Genomic DNA, 21,615 nt, shown 5'->3' on the forward strand with positions numbered 1-21,615 from the left:
ACCTTAAGCCCCACCAGAAAGCGAAAAACGCTCTAACGGTTGCAGTTAACTACAGCCGTAGAGCGCTTCAGCTTCTTAAAAGTTAGAAGTCCCAGTCATCATCCTCGGTGTTTTCTGCCTTACCAATAACGTAAGAGGAACCGGAGCCGGAGAAGAAGTCGTGGTTCTCATCAGCGTTTGGTGACAGCGCGGACAAGATGTTTGGGGACACCTTGGTTTCATCCGCTGGGAAGAGTCCTTCGTAGCCAAGGTTGTTGAGGGCCTTGTTGGCGTTGTAGCGAAGGAATCGCTTAACATCCTCGGTCCATCCAAGATCGTCGTAGAGATCTTCGGAGTACTGAGTTTCGTTATCGTAAAGATCGTAGAGCAGATCGAAGGTGTACTCCTTCAGCTCTTCCTGACGCTCTGGAGTCTCCTTCGCGACAGCCTTTTGGTACTTGTAGCCAATGTAGTAGCCGTGCACTGCCTCATCGCGGATGATCAGGCGGATCACGTCGGCGGTGTTGGTCAGCTTGGAGTGGCTGGACCAATACATTGGGAGGTAAAAGCCGGAGTAGAACAGGAAGGACTCCAGGATCACGGAGGCGATCTTGCGCTTTAGTGGATCATCGCCCTCGTAGTAAGACAGGATGATCTTTGCCTTGCGCTGCAGGTTTTCATTTTCCTCAGACCAACGGAACGCATCGTTGATTTCCGCGGTGGAGGCCAGAGTCATGAAGATGTTGGAGTAACTCTTTGCGTGCACGGATTCCATGAACGCAATGTTGGTTAGCACCGCTTCTTCGTGCAGTGAATCTGCGTCTGGAAGCAGGGAGATTGCGCCGACAGTGCCCTGAATGGTGTCCAGCAGGGTAAGTCCGGTGAACACGCGCATGGTTGCGGCTTTTTCAACATCGTTGAGGGTTCCCCAGCTCTTGATGTCGTTGGATACTGGGACCTTTTCTGGGAGCCAGAAGTTACCGGTCAGACGATCCCAGACTTCAAGATCTTTGGAATCTGGGATGGAGCTCCAGTTGATCGCCTTTACAGGTGCAACATGCTCCTTTAAGTAAGCATCGTGAACACTGAGATCAGAATCAGCAGCCATTAGGTGCGCTCTTCCCTTCTACAAATTTTTTTGCTTTTCGACGCCACAATGCAGCGCGATTTCAGATCGCCAGCTTACCCCAACCGAAGCCCTTCAGAAGACCCGCCCCAGCCTATCAATTTTGGTCAAGTCGCCTAGCTTTAGACCTAGCGTTAGAGCGCAATCCCCCACCCTAAAACATGATCTTAGTCACTTATTTTCCATTACGTCCCACAGGGTTCAGTGTCAGACTAATGCCACAAGACCATCTCCATCAGCCCTCAAATTCAACCACTTATTGCCCTAAATTATCGCCACTAGCACGTCATTTAGAGAAAACCTTTAATGTGAAACAGGTCTCAAACTGTGTCATTTTCAAGCCTTCAAAAAGGTGGGAAACTTAGCCAATCCAAAGCCCAAAAATGCGGGTTATGCTGCGCTAACCTATGCTGACAGCCTTGCGGAAGTTGTGTACGTTAGGGGCCATGACAATCAACGAGAAGATCGCATCAGCTTTCAACAACCAAGTGACTGCAGAGCTTGAAGCTTCAATGGTGTACCTTCAGCTCTCCTACGTTCTAGACGATCTGGGCCTCACCGGTATGCGCGACTGGATGAAGGCACAGAGCAAAGAAGAGCTCGAACACGCACAGAAGTTCGCTCAGCACCTTCTTGACCGTGACTACACCCCACAGATCGGTGACATTGCACCACCAAAGCTTGATGTCACCTCCGCTATCGAGGCTTTCGAGGCTTCCCTGGCACACGAGCAGAAGATCTCCGGCCTGATCCGCGAGCTCGCTGCTATCCAGGACGCTGAGAAGGACTACGATTCCCGCGCACTGATCGACTGGTTCCTCAACGAGCAGATCGAAGAAGAAGCAACCGTCGGCGAGATCATCGACCGCCTCCGTATCGCTGGTGACTCCGGTTCCGGAATCCTGCGCATCGACGGCGAACTCGGCTCCCGCTAAATTCCCCGCAGTTTTTAATGCTCCACTCCCCCACTAAAGGGGAGGGGAGCATTTTTTATTCTCTAGGTATTCCCTTAATTAGTGCTCTTTTCCAAAAACATTGGTATTTGCTCGAAAGCACAACTTAAAACAGTAATAATGGTAATCACATTCTTTTCTATTAAGTAAGCAAGTACACCGGCCCATTAAAGAGGCACCATGCCCCCAGCAAACGAAAGTCCTATGACTAATCCATTAGGTTCTGCCCCCACCCCAGCCAAGCCACTTCTTGACAGTGTTCTTGATGAGCTCGGTCAAGATATCATCAGTGGCAAGGTTGCTGTCGGAGATACCTTCAAGCTGATGGACATCGGCGAGCGTTTTGGTATTTCCCGCACAGTGGCACGCGAAGCGATGCGCGCTTTGGAGCAGCTTGGTCTTGTCGCTTCTTCACGTCGCATTGGCATTACTGTTTTGCCACAGGAAGAGTGGGCTGTTTTTGATAAGTCCATCATTCGCTGGCGTCTCAATGACGAAGGTCAGCGTGAAGGACAACTGCAGTCTCTTACTGAGCTTCGTATTGCTATTGAACCGATTGCCGCGCGCAGCGTTGCTCTTCACGCGTCAACCGCCGAGCTCGAGAAAATCCGCGCGCTGGCAACAGAGATGCGTCAGTTGGGTGAATCTGGTCAGGGTGCGTCCCAGCGCTTCCTCGAAGCGGACGTCACCTTCCACGAGCTCATCTTGCGTTATTGCCACAATGAGATGTTCGCTGCACTGATTCCGTCGATTAGCGCGGTTCTTGTCGGCCGCACCGAGCTCGGCCTGCAGCCTGATCTGCCGGCGCACGAGGCGCTAGACAACCACGATAAGCTTGCCGACGCCCTCCTTAACCGCGACGCCGACGCCGCAGAAACTGCGTCCCGAAACATCCTCAATGAGGTGCGCAGCGCGCTGGGAACGCTGAACTAACGTGATACGCGCACTGCGTTTGCCACCGCAAGGGGAATGTCTTGAAACATTTCCCCGATCTGCAGGCGCAGTGTGGCGATATCGCTAAGAGCTTCAACGACCGTGACCGTTGTGCCCACGGTAATTCCCACTCCAGTGAGGTACCGAACCACTGATGGGTTTCCGTCCCTAACACGTATACCCGTGGCAGATGCGCCAGCTTTTAGTTCCAAAAGCATGAGTCCATCATTGATGGTCATCTCCCCAGATTCGGTGGGGATGGGATCCCCGTGAGGATCCAACGTTGGATAGCCCACTGCCTGAAACATTTTCTCCAACACCCGTGGAGACACTGCGTGCTCTAATAAATCTGCCTCGCCGTGTAGTTCATGAGCGCCTAATCCAAGCTTCTCAGACAGATAGGTCTCAATGATCCGGCGCCGCCTGATCACGTTGATGGCGATGTCTCGACCTGCGGGCGTCAGCTCGATGTCCCCGTAGGGACGGTAATTGACGAAGCCCTCAGGGTTGAGTTTTTTGAGCGTCGCCGACACCGTTGATGCGGTAACTCCGATTACTTCAGCGAGTTTTCCTGTTGTTGGTTCCTCATCCCATTCTTCTGCACGGAAAAGTGCTGTGAGATAGTCCTCCACAACATTCGAATTACCCCACTGCGGCAACTGTTTACCTTCTTAGTTCGCCGCCGATGTTTGATAAGTGTGCTCGACAACCGTTTCAGATTCTACCTGCTCTTGTTTCCTCGGCTTTAAGGATCGAAGGGTCGGCAGGATATGGCTGCGGTTCATCCACAACAAGACAAGTACGATGACAATGTGGACGGCGCTCAGCCAGAGCCGCGCTTCCGTTCCAGTAATGAAAAATCGAAGGCGAAATAAACCGACAAGTGCTGCCGCCGATGCCCAGTGGAAACGCAATCCAATGATGATGGCGATACCAAGGATTGTTTGGGAGATCGTCAACGTGAACTCTTCAATCTGGCGGGCGTCCAGCACCATGTTGGCAGATCCGCCACCGAAGAAGTGCGCCACCGAAGAAGTGCGCCACAGGAATCGAACCAACCAACAATGACCATTGGTTAATCTTCGAGGCAATCAAGGTACCAATCGCCATCGCGCCCATTCCCCGCAGCGCGAACAACACCGCAACGATAAATTCCGGCGCTTTAGAGGCAAGCGGGGCGAGACACTGCACCAGCAGATAAGAATCGATGCCTAAATTGGATCCCGATTCCACAAGAGAATTGGCCAAAGGTTCCGCCGAGATCAAAATGACCACTGCAGAGATAAGAAACAGCGAGGTCAAGGTAACCCGACGGGTTTTCGTTGGTAACTCAGCCAATTCCGCAGCAACGGAAACAAATTCCGGTTCTTCCTCAGCCTCGGCTTTTGATGCCACGACCAAGTGCACGATGAAAATGGCAATCAACAAAATTCCGAAGATCATCGGAATACTGCCGCCGAGTGGAATGAAAATAGAGAACACGGTGAGCAGGAACAGCACTGCAACATCTCGTCGGGTGTCCTGCGGAAGCTTCAGCACTCGCTTGCGCTGGGCGTAAAGAGCAACCAACACCACCAACGGCCAACCAAACCCCAACAAGAGGCGGTTCGACCCATTCATATTCGCCGATGCATATTGCGCCATGTCTGGGTACGTTCCAGAGACAAAGGCGTAGTAAAGATCGACAGCATATTCAGGAAGCACTGCAACTAACGCAAGCAAGGCCACTGCCAACGCACCAGAAATATCTTTGCGCACAGCTTCAGCTGCCCACGCCAACACAAAAGAGGCAGCACCCACTGCGGTACCAAAAATCAGCATGGTCGCCACAGGTGACGCCGACAGCTCAGAAAACCTGAGCACAACAGCAGGGATTGCTGCGACAGCACACATTGCCAGCGGAATTCGCGGAAACATAGGTGGATCACTCTCCTTCGAGGAACTGCTCGAAGGTCTCGCTCACCTAGTTTTAGGCACGTGGGCCGGGTACACAGATCTTGCGTGCCAGTATGTCGACAACCGCGTTTGTCGAGCTACTCCCCTTCAGCAACAGACATCGTGTCAGCTGGCAATCGTGTGTGTCTACGGACAAGAGAAGATGTTTGAGTGATCAAACAACCACGTCACACCATGTGGAGGAAGTTTCTGGGCATAAAAATATCCCCAACCTTGTGCAGGTCGGGGATATTTTTAAGTGCTTTTACAGCATGCAGCTGACGCAGCCGTCAACTTCGGTGCCTTCCAGAGCAACCTGGCGCAGGCGAATGTAGTACAAGGTCTTGATGCCCTTGCGCCATGCGTAGATCTGCGCACGGTTGATGTCACGGGTGGTGGCAGTGTCCTTGAAGAACAAGGTCAGTGACAGGCCCTGGTCAACGTACTTGGTTGCCACAGCGTAGGTGTCAATGATCTTCTCGTAGCCGATTTCGTAGGCGTCCTCGAAGTACTCAAGGTTGTCATTGTCCATGTGTGGAGCTGGGTAGTAAACGCGGCCGATCTTGCCTTCCTTGCGGATCTCAATCTTGGATGCGATTGGGTGGATCGACGAGGTGGAGTTGTTGATGTAGGAGATCGAACCGGTTGGTGGAACCGCTTGCAGGTTACGGTTGAACAGACCGTGTTCCATCACGTCGGCCTTCAGCGCAGCCCAGTCATCAACGGTTGGGGTGTGGATGTTCGACTTGGCAAAGAGTTCCTTGACCTTGTCGGACTTTGGTGCGAAGTCGTTTGCATCGAAATCATCGAAGTACTCACCGGTTGCATACTTGGAGTTTTCGAAGTTCTTGAAACGCTCTCCACGTTCAGTAGCGATCTTGTTGGATGCACGCAGGCACTGGTACAGCACGGCAGCAAAGTATGCGTTGGTGAAGTCCAGGGCTTCCTCTGAGCCGTAGTGCATGTGCTCGCGACCGAAATAGCCGTGAAGGTTCATCTGGCCAAGGCCGATGGCGTGAGCTGCTTCGTTGCCCTTACGGATGGAAGGCACGGAATCGATGCTGGTCTGCTCAGACACTGCAGTTAAGCCGCGGATTGCGGTTTCGATGGTCTTCTCAAAGTTTGGTGAATCCATAGCCATTGCAACGTTGAGGGAACCCAAGTTACAAGAAATGTCTTCGCCGACCTCTGCGTAAGTCAGGTCATCGTTGAATTCAGATGGGGTGGACACCTGAAGGATCTCAGAGCACAGGTTTGAGTGGGTGATGCGACCTTCGATTGGGTTGGATGCATTCACGGTGTCTTCATACATGATGTATGGGTAACCGGACTCGAACTGGATTTCTGCCAGGGTCTGGAAGAACTGACGCGCGTTGATCTTGGACTTGCGGATGCGGTCATCATCCACCATCTCGTCGTAGTGCTCGGTGATTGAGATGTCTGCGAAAGGCTTGCCGTAAATGCGCTCCACATCGTATGGGGAGAACAGGTACATGTCATCGTTGCGCTTAGCGAGTTCGAAGGTGATGTCCGGGATAACAACACCCAGGGACAGGGTCTTGATACGGATCTTCTCATCGGCGTTCTCACGCTTGGTATCCAGGAAGGACAGGATATCTGGGTGGTGAGCGTTGAGGTACACAGCACCTGCACCCTGACGAGCACCCAGCTGGTTAGCGTAGGAGAAAGCATCTTCCAGAAGTTTCATCACTGGGATAACACCGGAAGACTGGTTTTCAATCTTCTTAATCGGTGCGCCGGCTTCACGAAGGTTGGACAGCAGCAACGCTACGCCACCGCCACGCTTGGACAGCTGAAGAGCAGAGTTGATGGAACGTCCGATGGACTCCATGTTGTCTTCGATACGCAGGAGGAAGCAGGATACTGGCTCGCCGCGCTGTGCCTTGCCGGAGTTCAGGAAGGTTGGGGTTGCTGGTTGGAAACGGCCAGACATGATCTCATCGACCAGGTTCTCGGCCAATGGGCGGTCGCCGTCGGCGAGGGTGAGGGCGACCATGCAGACACGGTCTTCGAAACGCTCGAGGTAGCGGCGACCGTCGAAGGTCTTCAGGGTGTAGGAAGTGTAGTACTTGTATGCACCGAGGAAGGACTGGAAGCGGAACTTGAATCCGTATGCGCGCTTGAAGAGGTCCTTGATGAACTGGAAGTCGTACTTGTCCAGAACGATTGGGTCGTAGTACTTGTTTTCAACCAGGTAGTCGATCTTTTCCTGCAGGTTGTGGAAGAAGACGGTGTTCTGGTTGACGTGCTGCAGGAAGTACTGGTTCGCAGCTTCACGGTCTTTCTCAAACTGGATCTTGCCGTTGTCATCGTAAAGGTTGAGCAACGCGTTAAGAGCGTGGAAGTCCATCTGGTCTCCGCGTGGCACGACGGTGGTTCCCGATGCAGTCAAAGGAATGTCCCTTTCAAAAGAGGTGTGAACTTTGTATTGATTGATTAAGTTTTAAGGTTTATCGCGAGGTAACTGGTTCTTGTGGTTCCAGCCCCAAAGCTTGGGCGTTTTGAGTAAGACCTCCACGAAGGATACTTACATCTTCCTCATTGCCCATGAGCTCGAAACGGTAGACATAGGGCACTTTACATTTCTTGGAAATGATCTCGCCTGCCAACCCAAAATCGGAGCCGAAGTTTGAGTTTCCACCTGCAACCACTGCCCTGATGAAGCTGCGGTTGTGTTCATCATTTAAAAACCTGATGACTTGTGGTGGGACCGGGCGGGAGTTTTCTCCAGTCATGGAGACTCCACCACCATAGGTCGGGGTGATTAGCACGTAGGGCTCGTTGATTTTCAGCGGTTCTTCCACCCTGGTGAGGGGGATGCGCACGTTGGGTAAATCGAGCTTTTGTACAAAACGATGCGTGTTGTCGGTGGCCGAGGAAAAATACACGATTAGCATCCTCGAACTCACTTCCCTTCTAAATACCGTTTGTGCGCAAGCTTAGTGTGCTTGCTGGTATCAGTTTCCCCCTTCAAGGGCGTTGAAGGGAAGAACTGAACTTCTATTGTTCCCGATTTTCACGGCCGCGTGGTTTCAACCCGTAGGTGATTTGCTGAATTCACGGGAATTAGTGGTGAAATACGAAACGCCGCCAAATATTAGGCGACGAGCGTTGGGGAAGGTCACAAGTGGTGTGACGTGCGTGGCTCACCTGTTCGATTAAACAGGTCGTGCCACGAAGTGCAGTTTAGGCAGCTGCGGTTGCCATTTCACGGATGCGCTCTGGGCGGAAACCGGACCAGTGGGAGCCATCTGCAACGACAACTGGTGCCTGCAGGTAGCCAAGTGCGAGGACGTACTCACGTGCCTCTTCATCAAGGCTGATATCAACGAGGTCATACTCAAGACCAGCGCGGTCGAGGGCCTTCTTGGTGGCGTTGCACTGGACGCAAGCTGGCTTGGTGTAAACGGTGATTGCCATTTTTTGGACCTTCCCTTATCGGCTTTAGCGGTTGACGCTAATGCCTCATCTCACTTTTTTAGATCTGTTTTTAAAGTCTTTGCATCGCTCAAGGCGACACAACAAACACTATACTTTGTGGTGAATAAGCGCAACTAGCACTACATATAGTAGTTACATGGTGAGTATTCCCAGGATGGCAGTTCTTCAGCCACCACATGTAGCGATCCTTTGCTCCACCAAACTCTAGATACGTAATTACATTCATGTCATTTACGCAGTTCGCCACCCCACCCAAAGGGTGTCCGTTACAGAATCGTTACATTAATGACGTCGCATCACAACCCAAAACACTCCCCTACCCAGGCCGAGCCACAACGCACCCAACACCACAAAAAGCAGGCCCGTCACATCGCCCCCATCAATCAAAAGCGCAGATATTAGACCGCCACGGCAAGAGTCAGACAGCATCTAGAACAAATATTCGCAATACTCACTTTCGCATGCATAAAAACAACCAGGCACCGAACCCTCCACAAGGGAGGAGACGATGCCTGGCTATTTGTATAAACCGGAAGTTAATCGAAAAGATTAACCCTGGCGAGCCTTGAAACGTGGCTCTTTCTTGTTGATCACGTAGACTTTGCCACGGCGACGCACGACCTGGGCGCCCGGCTTGTTCTTCAGCGACCGAAGGGAATTGCGTACCTTCATTCGGGCGCTCCTTTCTCTCATGCGCTATATAAGGCTATTTTTCAGCGGTTAGATGGACGAATAAACACGTACGTCTAACCAGCTATGACACGAGGAACTATCTTAACCGACTCCAGCACTAAACTCCAAACCCTTGGCCCGCACCGCCAAAGTTTAGCGCGCCCCAAGACACCACCGCGCCATGTTTGCCTAGGATTAGGTACATGACAAACACTCAAACCGAGATCATTAATGAACTAAAGGTGAGCCCAGCAATCGACGTGGCCAAGGAAGTTGAATTCCGCGTGCAGTTCCTCGTCGATTATCTGCGGGCTTCCCATACAAAAGGCTTTGTTCTTGGCATTTCAGGTGGCCAGGATTCCACTCTTGCGGGACGCCTCGCGCAGCTGGCAGTAGAGCGCATTCGTGCGGAAGAAAACAGCACTGATTATGTCTTCTACGCAGTTCGCCTCCCCTACGCGATTCAGGCAGATGAAGACGATGCGCAGGTTGCATTGAAATTCATCGAACCTGACAAGAGCGTGACCGTCAACGTTAAAGACGCAACGGACGCCACCGAAGCAACTGTTGCAGCTGCTTTGGAAATTTCTGAGCTGACCGATTTTAATCGGGGCAATATTAAAGCTCGCCAACGCATGGTTGCCCAGTACGCAATCGCAGGCCAGTTGGGCTTGCTGGTTATTGGCACTGATCACGCGGCTGAAAACGTCACGGGGTTCTTCACCAAATTCGGTGATGGCGCAGCTGACCTGCTTCCTTTGGCAGGTTTGAGCAAGCGTCAAGGAGCTGCCATTCTGGAGCACCTGGGTGCACCTTCAAGCACGTGGACCAAGGTTCCTACCGCTGATTTGGAAGAGGATCGTCCGGCGTTGCCAGATGAGGAAGCGCTTGGTGTGTCGTATGCGGATATCGATAATTATCTGGAAAATAAGCCCGATGTCAGCGAAGGGGCCCAGCAGCGCATTGAGCACCTATGGAAGGTCGGCCAGCACAAGCGCCACCTCCCTGTTACCCCGCAGGAAGATTGGTGGCGTTAATCCAACAGTTTGAGTGTCGCTTTGGCGGCGTGGAGTAGTTCCACGCCGTAGCTTGGCCCATGAGACGCCGCATGTACGGCCAAAGGGTGGAGTTGGTGCATGGGGGTGCGTTCACGCCACCCGTCTGGCAGCGGGTTGATAGACAGATAACCTTCCCGGATTTCATCGAGATAGGGTGCGCCAAATACATCAAGCATCGCGAGATCAGTTTCGGGATGACCGCCGTGAGCTGCGGGGTCAATAAACACAGGCCCGTCTGTGCCAAAAAGTAGGTTGCCAAACCACAAGTCGCCGTGGATTCTGGCGGGGGGAACGTCATCGGGAAGTTCGCTAATCAAATCACAAGCGGCTTCCACGACCCAGAGTGCATGCTCGGTGAGGTGATTTCGCCTGCGTGCCCGGCGCGCAAATGGGAGTACGCGTTGCTGGGAGTAAAAAACACCCCAGGTGGGCGTCGATAAGCATGCTTGTTCCTGGGTGCCGATGTAGTTTAACCCCGCCCAGCCCGCTGGTGGACAGCCGAACGCTGGGGCGCCGGCAAGGTGGATGCGGGCGAGCTCTTCGCCGGCCTTGAAGGCCTCATCGGGTGTGGGCAATTGCGTTTCGACGCCAACAGTCGTGATCTGCTCTGCGTCGGCGCTAACAACCTGTGCCACAGCTGAAGATGCTTCGGCGAGCCAGCGTAGACCGACGGCTTCGGCCAAGGCTGCTTGGGGTTGTGCGGGGCGTTTAGTGAAATGTGGCAAAGCTAGTAGCGCTCAGGCTCCTCGCCGAGGGTGAACTCACGGCCAGTGATTTCATTCGGAACAATACGGACATAGTTGTACTTCAGGGTTGGAATCCAAGGCTTCAACTCAAAAGTATCGGCGTAGGCGATCTCATCCAGCTTGCGCACAATTTCTGCGGTCGCACGAACCACCACGGACCAGGCCTTTCCGTCCTTGACCTCATCGGCTTCAAAGAGCACATCGTGGTTGAGATTCATGCTGAACAACTTGTTGCCCTCAGCTGTACGAATGTAAATTACGCCCTTGTCCACAATGAAGTTCACCGGGAAAATGTCCATCTCATCGCTGCGACGAACCACCACGCGACCAAGAGACACCGACTGCAGGCGCTCCAAAGCTTCCTGCTCATTGAGGATGTTGACTGGATTGTCCATAGTTATCTCCACTCCCACAAACTAAAGAAAAAAGAATATCCGGTACTAACCAGTCTAGCCCTCAATTACGCGCTTGGCCTGCTAATGAACACGCACCGCGGTACGTCCGTGAAGCTTGCCAGCCATCAAATCTTCGCCAGCTTGAGCAACATCCTTGACATCAATCACAGTGGTCATATCATCTAGCACCGCGGTATCAAGATGCTCGGACAGCAACGCCCACGCACGTCGACGCAGCTCACGGGGTGCATCGACAGAGTTAATGCCAACCAAATGCACGCCACGAAGAATAAACGGCAACACCGTTCCCGGCAGATCCGGCCCCTGAGCCATGCCACACGCCGTGACAATTCCGCCCCATTTTGTCTGCGCAATCGCATTGACAAGTGTGTGGGATCCCACTGAATCCACTACACCCGCCCAACGCCCCTTCTGCAGCGGCCGGCCCTTTTCAGAAAGCTCCGCGCGATCAATGATGTCGCTTGCGCCCAGGCTGGTCAGGTATTCGGCATGCGCTTCTCGACGCCCCGTCACCGCGACCGTCGTATATCCCAACTTATTCAGCAGGTGAAGTGCAATCGACCCCACACCACCAGTCGAACCAGTTACCAGAATCTCCCCATCCTCTGGTTTGATACCTTGATCGACCAGAGCATTCACCGATAGCGCAGCCGTGAAACCTGCAGTACCCAACGCACCCACCTGCTGCGCGGAGAAGTTAAATGGAATATGCAGCAACGGTTCAGACGGCACTTTCAGCCGCTGCGTGAAACCTCCATGCCGGTTCTCCCCCAAACCAGCGCCATTCAGCACCACTTCATCACCACGACCAAAGCGAGGATCAGCGCTCTCGATCACAGTGCCCACCACATCGATACCTGGAATCAGCGGCACAGTGCGCACCACTCCCTTATCACCCTTAAGAGCCATCGCATCCTTGTAATTCAGGCTGGACCATCCAACCTCAATTAGAACGTCACCTTCCCCCAAAAATGATGGATCAGAGAAAGTGTCCTGGTAGGAGGTGGTGAAATTTCCATCCTCATCCTGGCTAAGAACAACACTATTGATTGGACCTTCAGAAAATATGTGAGCTGGATTCATAGCCCCCGAGTGTAATGAAAAATGTCCATCCGGGGCATGGAATTTGGGGTTTGGAATTTGGGGTGGAAGCTTCCGGAAGACAAGGTGCTTAATGGGAGGATTGGCACACATTTCCAACCCTCGACACACAGATAACCAAACACTAACAAAAATCTTTTACACATAGAAGAGTTCTATGACTTAATCCACAATGTGATGGAAATCATTGACCCTCACCCCGGACCAAGCGCTTAATGAAGGCAAGCCAAACTTAACTAGTAGATAGGATTGCAATGACCGAATCGCAAGATCTCGCCGCATTCGTGGAAGCTGCCAAACTCAATGATGCAAGCCCCGAAGCCGTAGAGCAATTGAAAATCAGAGTGCTAGACACCGTAGGCGTTGCCATTGGCGCACTGGATGCCGAACCGATTGTCGCCATTCGAGGACTCCTGGAAGACCTCGGGGGAACCGAACAGTCAACACTTATTGGTGGTGGCAAAACCAGTCCGGAACGTGCAGCATTTTTCAACAGCGCATTAAGCCGCTACCTCGACTTCATGGACGCCTACCTAGCAAAGGGCGAAACCAACCACCCCTCGGATAACTTCGGAGCAGTGCTCGCTGCAGCCGAAAGCGTTGGCGCCTCTGGAAAAGACCTGCTCACCGCATTCGCCGTGGCCTACCAGGTACACACCAGACTTTCAGATGTCGCACCAGTTCGCGCCAAAGGTTTCGATCACACCACCCAAGGAGCATTCGCAGCGGGCGCATCTGCTGCCAAGGCACTGGGTTTGCCAGCTGATCAAATCGCCAACGCACTGGCCATCGCAGGAACAGCTAACGTTGCACTTCGTGTCACTCGCACTGGAAACTTGAGCCACTGGAAAGGCCTTGCCTACCCACACGTGTCCAAAGAAGGAACCTGGGCAGCACTGCTCGCAAGCCGAGGTATTACCGGTCCGGAAGAAGTCTTCGAAGGCAACAAGGGATTCAAAGAGTCCGTCTCCGGACCGTTCGAGATCGATTGGTCCAAGGAAGACTTGGAAAGCGTTAAGCGCACCATCATCAAGAAACACAACGCGGAAATTCACTCGCAGTCAGCACTTGATGCAGCCCAAGAAATACGCGCACAAGAAGGCTTCAATGTCGACAACATTGAAAAGATTCACCTGACTACTTTCGACGTTGCCTACTCCATCATTGGCGGCGGCGAAGAAGGCGACAAACAGCTTATTCGCACCAAAGAAGAAGCCGATCACTCACTGCCGTGGATGCTCGCTGTAGTTCTGCTGGATGGTCAGCTCAATCCCGAACAGTACGAACCATCACGCATCGTTGCTGATGATGTACAAACCTTGATGAAGAAGATCGAAATCACACCGTCAGATGAATTCTCTGATCGCTTCCCTGACCACATGCCAGCTGATCTAGAAGTCACACTAAACGATGGCTCGGTGTTCAAAGCTTCACAAGATAGCTACTTAGGCTTCCACGACAATCCCCTAGATTGGGACAACGCGCGCAAGAAATTCGATGCCCTTGTCACACCATTCACCGGTGAAGAACTACGTGAAGAAATCGCCACGATCATTCACGAGCTCGATAGCCGACAGGTTTCTGAACTCACAGAAGCCCTAGCCAAAGTCTCCACCACCCGCAGCTAAAACTTTTTGAAAGGAGCTCATCATGAGCAACGCAGTACCCCACAACGTTTCCTTCAACTTTGTTCCCCGCGCTTACCGTCCAGAAAAGCCCCGCACATTCGGCATGACAGAAATTCGTGCACCGTACTACTCCACTTTCGGCACCCGACACCTCCAGGATGTCTTCGATGTTGCAGGCCAGTGGGTGGACGGCATCAAATGGGCAGGCGGTTCCTTCTCCCTGGTGCCGACCGAACAGGTGCGTGCTTTTAGCGACATCGCCCATGAAAACAATGCCTATGTGTCTTCCGGTGGCTGGATTGAAACTGTGCTTCGCTACGGCGACGACGCAGTTGATCATTACTTAAAGGAAGCCAAGGAAGTCGGCTTCGATGTTATTGAGATTTCCACCGGATTCATCATGCTCAACACTTCAGGTCTTCAGCGCCTGGTAGAAAAAGTGGTCAAGGCAGGCCTCAAAGCAAAACCTGAACTAGGACTACAGATTGGTTCCGGAGGCGACTCTGGCGAGGCTGAACTTGCAGCCGAAGGAAAGAAAGACATTGGCGATCTGGTTGACCGCGGTAAAAAAGCTCTCGACGCCGGCGCATCCATCATCATGATCGAATCCGAAGGCATCACCGAAAACGTCACCGAATGGGATACAGGTGCTGCCGCGTCCATCATCAATGGACTGGGATTAGAAAACGTCATGTTCGAAGCCGCCGACGGCCCCGTCTTTGAGTGGTATGTCAAAAACTACGGCAACGAATGCAACCTGTTCGTCGACCACAGTCAAATTCTGCAACTTGAAGGGCTGCGCCAAAACATCTGGGGCAACAAGAGCACCTGGGGACGAGTAATCAACCCCGCTCCTTAAGCCACGCTCTTTAACCCTGGATCACCCCGAAAGTGAGCTCCAATCACTTTCACGCCAAGCCCTCTCCGCTGACGATGTCCTAATTCCGTCGCCGGAGAGGGTAATGGCGTTTTATACGCCCTATCCACGCTACTTTCTTAAGCCTGCTGAGCTGCCAAAGAGTTAATTTCTGCCCATAAGATATCCAGCGCCCACGAAGTATCTTCCATTTCGGGCTGGTGCAGAATATGGAAAGCAAACCCATCCACCATCGCATGTAGACGTCGTGATTGCTGAAGTGATTCGGGGGTATCCCGCTCACCGGTGACCATTTCCACCAAGCGCACGAATAGGTCTGCGAGTTGGCGGTTCGCGTCTTGCCGAATGTCAACGAGTCCTTTGACCGCTGTACCTTCAGCGAATAGTGCAAGATTGATTTCAAACTCCGCCCGGCTATCCGGGCCCAGCGGAAGCAGTTGCTTCACAATCGTGAATACGTACTCTCGCACGTCATCATCGGGTTCGATTGCAAGCAACCTCTCGGTCGCGCGTTTCACCATCAGTTCCGCGGAGAAAACCACGAGCTCCGCACGCGTTGGGAAGATATGCCGGAGTGAGCCAACCACTACCCCAGCTCGCTCTGCCACGGTGCGAACCGATACAGCACCGATTCCTTCATCCAGGATCACCTGCCACACTGCCTCGGCGAGCTGTGCCTTTCGAGCTTCTTTATCTATCGTGCGTGACATGACCGCACTCTATCACGACTGTGCTAATAAAATTCCTCAGTCCCCTTCAACCCATTGCACGACTAGCACGACCGTGCTAGTTTTCAACTAAGCCAATAAAGCACGACCGTGCTAATCCAATTCTGGAGGAGAAAGCAATGGACATTACAAGCTTGGGAACGCTAGCCGTTCTCGCGTTGGTGGATTCCACCAGCTTCGGCACCCTGCTCATCCCAGTGTGGCTACTCATGACACCAGGCCGATTACAAGTTGGAAGAGTCGTGCAATTCTTGCTCACCGTTGTCAGCATGTATTTCTTCATTGGCCTCGGGCTGCTTCTCGGAGCCAATGCACTATTCGCCACATTTGGCTCGTTGCTAGAAACCAGGGCGTTCCTCATCAGCCAATTCATTCTTGGCCTCGCATTGGTCTCTCTCAGCTACAAGATGGATAACAAGAATACCCGCGGACAATCCCCGCAGCCTGGCGGGCGCATCTCCCGCTGGCGGGCGCGCGCCACGGGCGCCAATTCACATCCAACAGGTGTTTCTACTTCAGCTGGTGCAGTGAAACTACGCACCACCGCACCATTGATGGCGCTGGCGGTGACGGCAGTTCTCGCCGAGGTAGCCACGATGGTTCCTTACCTCGCCGCCATCGGACTCATCACCGCTGAAGGCCCAGGACTTCTAGGAAACGCATTGCTACTCGCCGGCTACTGCCTAGTCATGATTGCCCCAGCGCTGCTGCTTACAGTCGGGCGAATTGTTGCCCGATCCGCACTCGAGCATCCGCTAACAGCACTCGACACATGGCTCACCACCCACGCTCAAACCACAACTTCATGGATTCTCGGCGTCGTCGGCGTGGTTCTCGCCCTCCGTGCCGTCTATACCTTGGGGTGGTTCGTCGGCTAGTGTGCGCTAGTTGCGGGAACGAGCAAAGCCGCCGACGAAACGTCGGCGGCTTTCATTGGTGGAGCTAACGGGATTCGAACCCGTGACCCCCACACTGCCAGTGTGGTGCGCTACCAGCTGCGCCATAGCCCCGTTTTTCAACTCCTGTTACTCTAGCCGAGCGATGTTCAAATAACCAAATCGCCCACATCGATACACGAATTAAAGCAAAAATCCCCCTGACCACCCACAATATGTGGACGATCAGGGGGATTTATTTTCCTTCTAGATCAGTTCTTTAAGAAGCTAGAACAGTGGTGATCCAGTCGGAGATGTTGCCTTCAACATCCTTGCCGTCTTGGAGGACGCGTGGTGAGGACAGGCTGCCGGTTTCTTCAGTGAGTTCTTCACCGTTTGCGGTTGCCAGGTCGTATGCGCGCTGGATGTTGTCGCCGTTGCGGATTGCGTCTACTACGGAGGAGTCTGCGCCAAGGGCTTCAACGCCGTCTGCGAAGTCATCATCGGACCACTGGTTGTAAATCTCAGACTGGTCTTCCATGAGGAATGCGCGGAAGTTCCAGTAGAGGGTTGCGTCGTTGGAGTCTGCCACTGCAAGGGCTGCTGCCAATGCGTGGGTGGAGTGGCCGTCGATGTTTTCGCGGTCAAGGAAGTTCAGTGGCTTGATTTCGACGACCAGGTTGCCGTCTTCGATCTGAGTCTTCATGTCAGCGTCGGTGGCGAGGGAGAGCTCGGAGCAGTAAGAGCAGGAGAAGTCTTCAAAAAGCTGCACGGACTTTGCGTCGGCGGAGGCGTTTGCGGAGGTCAGCGTGATGGAGTCGGAGCCTACTTCCATTGCCAAAGAGGTGTCTTCGTAGTCGCGGTCACCAAGCTTGGCTGCTTTTGAGCCCTGGCCTTGGATGACGATGAAGCCGACGACGACGATTGCAACGACGACGATCGCCACCATTGCCCAGAGGAAGTTCTTGCTTCCACCTTGGTTCGGATTCTGAACTTTGTTGCTCACTTGTTGCCTTACTTTGATCTGTTTTGTTTTCTTGAATTCTCGCAGGGGGCGATCATTCCAAAAATCCAACGCTACCTACCGTTGTGTGCAGCGTCGGCTACCTCTTCGACATTAAACCATGCGCAGTTTATTTGGCCCGTCCACTAGTTGCTCGAGACGAGATTCACAGGAGATCTTTCTATCTCCTGTGAAACTTGTCAGCAAGTCCGCAGTTTTACTGTCCGAGTACTTCGCTGACCAACGCTTGGGCTTCTTTTTGTACCTGGGCGAGGTGCTCTTCGCCCTTGAAGGATTCTGCGTAGATCTTGTACTTGTCTTCGGTGCCGGATGGGCGTGCTGCGAACCAGGCGTTTTCGGTGGTCACTTTTAGTCCTCCGATGGCTGCGCCATTGCCGGGAGCTTCGGTGAGCTTAGCGGTGATTGCTTCGCCGGCTAGTTCGGTGGCGGTGACCTGTTCTGGGGACAGTGCCTTCAGGATGGCCTTTTGTTCGCGGTTAGCTTCTGCATCGGTGCGGGCGTAGGCAGGTGCACCGAATTCTTCGGCGAGTTCTGCATAGCGCTGTGATGGGGTCTTGCCGGTTACTGCAATGATCTCAGCTGCCAGGAGGTCAAGGATGAGGCCGTCCTTGTCGGTGGACCAGGTGGTGCCGTCCATGCGGAGGAAGGATGCACCTGCGGATTCTTCACCACCGAATCCGATTTCGCCGGAGATCAAACCTGGGACAAACCACTTAAATCCGACTGGAACCTCAACGAGAGTGCGGCCAAGCTGCGCCACAACGCGGTCGATCATGGAGGAGCTCACCAAGGTTTTGCCCACTGCGGTTTCTTTAGACCAACCTGGGCGGTGAGCAAAGAGGTACTCAATTGCCACTGCTAGGTAGTGGTTGGGGTTCATCAGGCCAGCGTCTGGGGTGACGATGCCGTGGCGGTCGGCGTCGGCGTCGTTGCCGGTTGCCACATCGAACTTGTCTCGGTTGTCAATCAGCGATGCCATTGCGTGTGGGCTGGAGCAGTCCATGCGGATTTTGCCGTCGGTGTCCAATGTCATGAAGCGGAAGGTGGAATCAACGTGTGGGTTGACCACGGTGAGGTTCAGGCCATGGGTTTCTGCGATGGCACCCCAGTAATCCACGGATGCGCCACCCATTGGGTCTGCGCCGATTCGAACACCAGCTTCGCGGATGGCATCGATGTTGACCACGTTTGGCAGGTCAGCGATGTAAATGCCCTTGAAGTCGTAGGCAGTGGTGCGCTCGTCGAGGACACCGGAAACTGGAACTCGCTTCACGTCTGCAAGGTCGCCGCGCAGAATATCGTTGGCGCGGTTGGCGATCCAGTCGGTGGCGTCGGTATCTGCAGGGCCACCGTTGGCTGGGTTGTATTTGAATCCGCCATCACGAGGAGGGTTGTGGGATGGGGTGATCACGATGCCGTCGGCGTAGGGGCGGGAGGGTCCTGCGGTGCCAAGGATGATGCCATCGTTGTGTCGCAGGATCGCGTGGGACACTGCGGGCGTCGGGGTGTAGCGGCCGTCGGCGTCGACAAGCACTTCGACGTCGTTGGCAATGAGGACCTCAAGCGCGCTGATCATCGCTGGTTCGGACAGCGCGTGCGTATCGCGGCCGATAAACAGCGGTCCGACCCAGTTTTTTGGCTGCTGATTGCGGTAATCAACGATGGCCTGGGTGGTTGCCAGGATGTGGTCCTCGTTGAAAGCGCTGTCCAGCGCGGAGCCACGGTGTCCGGAGGTGCCGAAAGCGACCTGCTGATCAGGGTTGTTCACATCCGGCTTGCGGGTGAAATATGCGGTGACCAGTTCCGCAACATCGATGAGATCTTCTGGTTGGGCGAGTTGCCCGGCGCGTTCATGTGCCATGTTTGCTCCTTAAAACACCAATACTTCCTCTTCATCTTCCCCTCAAAAGCAATTGTGCGCACGAGATACGGCAAAATTCACAGAGTAGTGTGGTTTAACATGCAGAAACTCATCCAAGGGCTAGGTGTCGGCGCGGGTGCCGCGTTGGGGGTGTGCGTGCGCCTTGCGCTGACGTTGTGGCTCGGCGATTCCGCCTGGCCGATCCTGACCATCAACGTGCTGGGAGCGTTTCTGATGGGCTGGTTGCGCCCCAACGCGTTCTGGGGCACAGGTTTCCTGGGCGGCTTCACCACCTTTTCGGCCATGATGCTTAACGACGTCCCCTTCTATTTCTTCACCGCTGTGGGCTGCATTCTCGCCTGGTTAGCTGGGGATCGGTTGGCGCGATGATCTTTCTTTATGCAGCTCTCGGCGGTTTTTTCGGAGGCTTTCTGCGATGGAGCCTTGCCCAATTATTTCCCGGAAAAAGGGCCACCCTGGCGGCGAATACCCTGGCGTGTCTTGCTGGTGGATTTTTTGTGTCGTTGGATCTTCCCCACCTCTATACGGTTTTGTTGATCGCTGGTTTCTGCGGCGCCCTTTCCACCTGGTCCACCTTGGCTAAAGAACTTGGCCAGCTATTGAATGAAAAGAAGTGGTGGCCGATGCTTGGCTATCTCAGCCTGACTTTTACACTTGGATATTCTGCTGTTTTTCTCGGGATGCGGCTCTAGAATTGTAGAATGAATCGTTCAACAATTTCCCCAGTTGAAGCCCGCCAGCAATTCCGCGCAGGCCTTATCCAACCCACCTCCGGCTGGTCCGCGGGTTTTGCCCAAGCCAACCTCATTTCCATGCCCCAGGATCTGGCTTATGATTTCCTGCTTTTTGCTCAACGCAACCCCAAGCCCTGCCCCATCTTGGAAGTATTAAATGCTGGCGAAACCTTCGGCGGAATTTTCGGCTCAAACGCCACCGAAGCAGACATCCGCACCGACGCGCCCCAATACCGCATTTACGAACACGGCGAACTTATCGATTCCCCCGCCAGCGCCGTCGATTATTGGCGCGACGACCTCGTCAGTTTCATCATCGGCTGCTCCTTTACTTTTGAACACCCCATGGTCCAAGCAGGCGTTCCCGTCCGCCACCTCGAGGCCGGCCGCAACGTCCCCATGTATGAAACCTCACTCGCTTGCCGACCAGCCGGTTCCCTATCAGGAAACCTCGTGGTGTCACTGCGCATGATCCCCGCATCCCAAGTCGCGGATGCCGTCCGCATTACCTCCCGCTACCCTGCGGTTCACGGAGCACCAGTCCACATCGGCGATCCTTCACTGATCGGAATCGATGACATCAACAACCCCGATTTCGGCGATGCCCCGCTGTCCGAACCAGGCGACGTCCCCGTGTTTTGGGCCTGCGGAGTTACCCCTCAAGCAATGGTCATGTCCTCCAAGCCACCGCTGGCGATCACTCACGCACCCGGACACATGCTGATCACCGACGCCCCAGATCTGGGATTCCAGGTTCCTTAAAGGAGAACGGTTAATAAAACGATGAGTACTGGCACCGCGAAGATCAAAACCGCGAAGATCTTGCCCCACGTATGGGCAATGTTAAACGTGTAATTCATCCCCATCCCGGTGTCCACTAAGATCCGATTATCGTCCGGATCGTTGTAGAAAATCCCCCACGCCTTTCCATCTTGGTCAGGCATGGGGTATTTCTTTGCCAAACTCGTGGTTGTTTTTCCAATCAGAACCAACAGGACAATCGTGGCAGCAATAATTCCAATAAGCCCGATGATAAATCCACCAGGCAGAGGGTTTGGGCGGAACTCATTGAGGATCATCACCAAAATCAAAGCGTTGAGCACAAACATGTACCAACCCATGTGCATGCTTGTTGCCTTGTAGGTTTCCCACTGCCGGTGCGCTTCATTCGCCGATTTCGCCCCACCGCGTTGCGTGATCACTCCAGACTGCATGGTCAGCAACGCCTGCATACCCAACAGGGTCAGCAAAATAATGCCTGGCCCTATCAAAATCAGTGAAAGAAACGAACCCACCGATTTAGGCGTCCAATTATCCGCCTCCCCGGATCCATTCCAATGCACCGGCATAGGATCTGGCAACGACGGGTAATACACATACAAACCAATACCCGCCAACACCACTGTCGTGGCAACAGTTGCCAGCACCCATGTCCAGTTGAAGGGCAGCTTTGATAGGTTCGGTAAATCGTTCACGATGCACACCT

24 protein-coding genes and 1 tRNA gene are annotated in these 21,615 nt (G+C 53.6%); 9 read left to right on the plus strand and 16 right to left on the minus strand.

The genetic code is table 11. The annotated features are described in order from the left end of the window. Positions 1-82 precede the first annotated feature (82 nt). Entirely contained in the window at positions 83-1,087 is a 1,005-nt protein-coding gene (gene nrdF, locus KW808_RS12990; RefSeq protein WP_170844377.1) for a class 1b ribonucleoside-diphosphate reductase subunit beta, read from the minus strand. Between the two features lie 464 nt (positions 1,088-1,551). Between nrdF and KW808_RS12995 the strand changes: the two genes are divergently transcribed. Beyond that, positions 1,552-2,040 (plus strand): ferritin, encoded by a 489-nt coding sequence (locus KW808_RS12995; RefSeq protein WP_003860285.1) that lies wholly within the window; start codon positions 1,552-1,554, stop codon positions 2,038-2,040. Positions 2,041-2,238: 198 nt separating this feature from the next. Then, positions 2,239-2,991 carry a FadR/GntR family transcriptional regulator gene (locus KW808_RS13000; RefSeq protein WP_003860283.1) on the plus strand — a complete coding sequence of 251 codons (753 nt, stop codon included), beginning with the start codon at positions 2,239-2,241 and terminating at the stop codon, positions 2,989-2,991. On the opposite strand, the gene KW808_RS13005 is transcribed toward KW808_RS13000, so the two are convergent. The 7 genes from KW808_RS13005 to ykgO all read right to left on the minus strand — a co-directional run bounded on the left by KW808_RS13005 (position 2,988) and on the right by ykgO (position 9,060). Then, on the minus strand, positions 2,988-3,650 hold the full coding sequence (locus KW808_RS13005; protein ID WP_003860280.1) for a metal-dependent transcriptional regulator: 663 nt from the start codon (positions 3,648-3,650) through the stop codon (positions 2,988-2,990). The genes KW808_RS13000 and KW808_RS13005 overlap by 4 nt on opposite strands. A gap of 12 nt (positions 3,651-3,662) precedes the next feature. Then, positions 3,663-3,986, minus strand: coding sequence for a hypothetical protein (locus KW808_RS13010; protein ID WP_034983162.1), 324 nt, complete (start codon positions 3,984-3,986; stop codon positions 3,663-3,665). Beyond that, positions 3,961-4,908 carry a calcium:cation antiporter family protein gene (locus KW808_RS13015; RefSeq protein ID WP_231107846.1) on the minus strand — a complete coding sequence of 316 codons (948 nt, stop codon included), beginning with the start codon at positions 4,906-4,908 and terminating at the stop codon, positions 3,961-3,963. The genes KW808_RS13010 and KW808_RS13015 overlap by 26 nt, the downstream gene beginning before the upstream one ends. Positions 4,909-5,191: 283 nt before the next feature. Then, a complete protein-coding gene (gene nrdE, locus KW808_RS13020; RefSeq protein WP_003860278.1) occupies positions 5,192-7,297 on the minus strand; it encodes a class 1b ribonucleoside-diphosphate reductase subunit alpha in 2,106 nt (701 codons plus the stop codon). Positions 7,298-7,397: 100 nt separating this feature from the next. Continuing rightward, a complete protein-coding gene (gene nrdI / locus KW808_RS13025) occupies positions 7,398-7,844 on the minus strand; it encodes a class Ib ribonucleoside-diphosphate reductase assembly flavoprotein NrdI (RefSeq protein ID WP_003857951.1) in 447 nt (148 codons plus the stop codon). 289 nt (positions 7,845-8,133) lie between these two features. Continuing rightward, positions 8,134-8,367 (minus strand): glutaredoxin-like protein NrdH, encoded by a 234-nt coding sequence (gene nrdH, locus KW808_RS13030; RefSeq protein ID WP_003857948.1) that lies wholly within the window; start codon positions 8,365-8,367, stop codon positions 8,134-8,136. A 570-nt stretch (positions 8,368-8,937) separates the two neighbouring features. Further along, a complete protein-coding gene (ykgO, locus tag KW808_RS13035; RefSeq protein ID WP_003857945.1) occupies positions 8,938-9,060 on the minus strand; it encodes a type B 50S ribosomal protein L36 in 123 nt (40 codons plus the stop codon). A gap of 203 nt (positions 9,061-9,263) precedes the next feature. On the opposite strand from ykgO, the gene nadE reads away from it, so the two are divergent. Further along, entirely contained in the window at positions 9,264-10,097 is an 834-nt protein-coding gene (gene nadE, locus KW808_RS13040; RefSeq protein ID WP_003860276.1) for an NAD(+) synthase, read from the plus strand. Here the strand turns inward: nadE and KW808_RS13045 are convergent. From KW808_RS13045 to KW808_RS13055, 3 genes are all read right to left on the minus strand, one after another. Then, positions 10,094-10,843, minus strand: coding sequence for a fructosamine kinase family protein (locus tag KW808_RS13045; RefSeq protein ID WP_003860273.1), 750 nt, complete (start codon positions 10,841-10,843; stop codon positions 10,094-10,096). The genes nadE and KW808_RS13045 overlap by 4 nt on opposite strands. A 2-nt stretch (positions 10,844-10,845) precedes the next feature. Then, the gene (locus tag KW808_RS13050) at positions 10,846-11,259 is read right to left on the minus strand and encodes a pyridoxamine 5'-phosphate oxidase family protein (protein ID WP_003860272.1); all 414 of its coding nucleotides are present in this window, start codon (positions 11,257-11,259) and stop codon (positions 10,846-10,848) included. 81 nt (positions 11,260-11,340) lie between these two features. Continuing rightward, positions 11,341-12,363 carry an MDR family oxidoreductase gene (locus KW808_RS13055; protein ID WP_003860269.1) on the minus strand — a complete coding sequence of 341 codons (1,023 nt, stop codon included), beginning with the start codon at positions 12,361-12,363 and terminating at the stop codon, positions 11,341-11,343. A gap of 272 nt (positions 12,364-12,635) precedes the next feature. On the opposite strand from KW808_RS13055, the gene KW808_RS13060 reads away from it, so the two are divergent. After that, positions 12,636-14,009 (plus strand): MmgE/PrpD family protein, encoded by a 1,374-nt coding sequence (locus tag KW808_RS13060; RefSeq protein WP_003860267.1) that lies wholly within the window; start codon positions 12,636-12,638, stop codon positions 14,007-14,009. A gap of 22 nt (positions 14,010-14,031) precedes the next feature. Beyond that, positions 14,032-14,868, plus strand: a complete 837-nt coding sequence (locus tag KW808_RS13065; RefSeq protein WP_003860265.1) for a phosphosulfolactate synthase — start codon at positions 14,032-14,034, stop codon at positions 14,866-14,868. A gap of 137 nt (positions 14,869-15,005) precedes the next feature. Here the strand turns inward: KW808_RS13065 and KW808_RS13070 are convergent, their stop codons facing one another. Continuing rightward, positions 15,006-15,596: a TetR/AcrR family transcriptional regulator gene (locus KW808_RS13070; RefSeq protein WP_003860263.1), complete on the minus strand. Its 591-nt coding sequence runs from the start codon at positions 15,594-15,596 to the stop codon at positions 15,006-15,008. 137 nt (positions 15,597-15,733) lie between these two features. Here KW808_RS13070 and KW808_RS13075 point away from each other — a divergent pair, with 137 nt between their 5' ends. Continuing rightward, positions 15,734-16,492: a GAP family protein gene (locus KW808_RS13075; RefSeq protein ID WP_003860261.1), complete on the plus strand. Its 759-nt coding sequence runs from the start codon at positions 15,734-15,736 to the stop codon at positions 16,490-16,492. A gap of 56 nt (positions 16,493-16,548) precedes the next feature. Here KW808_RS13075 and KW808_RS13080 read toward each other — a convergent pair. From KW808_RS13080 to pgm, 3 genes are all read right to left on the minus strand, one after another. Next, positions 16,549-16,624, minus strand: a tRNA-Ala gene (locus KW808_RS13080). A gap of 145 nt (positions 16,625-16,769) precedes the next feature. Further along, the gene (locus tag KW808_RS13085) at positions 16,770-17,495 is read right to left on the minus strand and encodes a DsbA family protein (protein ID WP_003860259.1); all 726 of its coding nucleotides are present in this window, start codon (positions 17,493-17,495) and stop codon (positions 16,770-16,772) included. Positions 17,496-17,709: 214 nt separating this feature from the next. Continuing rightward, on the minus strand, positions 17,710-19,374 hold the full coding sequence (pgm, locus tag KW808_RS13090) for a phosphoglucomutase (alpha-D-glucose-1,6-bisphosphate-dependent) (RefSeq protein WP_003860257.1): 1,665 nt from the start codon (positions 19,372-19,374) through the stop codon (positions 17,710-17,712). Positions 19,375-19,473: 99 nt separating this feature from the next. Here pgm and KW808_RS13095 point away from each other — a divergent pair, with 99 nt between their 5' ends. From KW808_RS13095 to KW808_RS13105, 3 genes are read left to right on the plus strand one after another with little or no spacing between them, the layout of a single operon-like run. Continuing rightward, positions 19,474-19,764 carry a fluoride efflux transporter family protein gene (locus tag KW808_RS13095; RefSeq protein WP_003860255.1) on the plus strand — a complete coding sequence of 97 codons (291 nt, stop codon included), beginning with the start codon at positions 19,474-19,476 and terminating at the stop codon, positions 19,762-19,764. Next, positions 19,761-20,087, plus strand: coding sequence for a fluoride efflux transporter FluC (locus KW808_RS13100; protein WP_003860253.1), 327 nt, complete (start codon positions 19,761-19,763; stop codon positions 20,085-20,087). The genes KW808_RS13095 and KW808_RS13100 overlap by 4 nt, the downstream gene beginning before the upstream one ends. Positions 20,088-20,096: 9 nt before the next feature. Further along, on the plus strand, positions 20,097-20,891 hold the full coding sequence (locus tag KW808_RS13105; protein ID WP_003857919.1) for a putative hydro-lyase: 795 nt from the start codon (positions 20,097-20,099) through the stop codon (positions 20,889-20,891). On the opposite strand, the gene KW808_RS13110 is transcribed toward KW808_RS13105, so the two are convergent. Further along, entirely contained in the window at positions 20,888-21,604 is a 717-nt protein-coding gene (locus KW808_RS13110) for a DUF1648 domain-containing protein (RefSeq protein ID WP_003860251.1), read from the minus strand. The genes KW808_RS13105 and KW808_RS13110 overlap by 4 nt on opposite strands. Positions 21,605-21,615 lie beyond the last annotated feature (11 nt).

The sequence above is a fragment of the [Brevibacterium] flavum genome, assembly GCF_019317305.1.
Taxonomy (GTDB): Bacteria; Actinomycetota; Actinomycetes; order Mycobacteriales; family Mycobacteriaceae; genus Corynebacterium; species Corynebacterium glutamicum.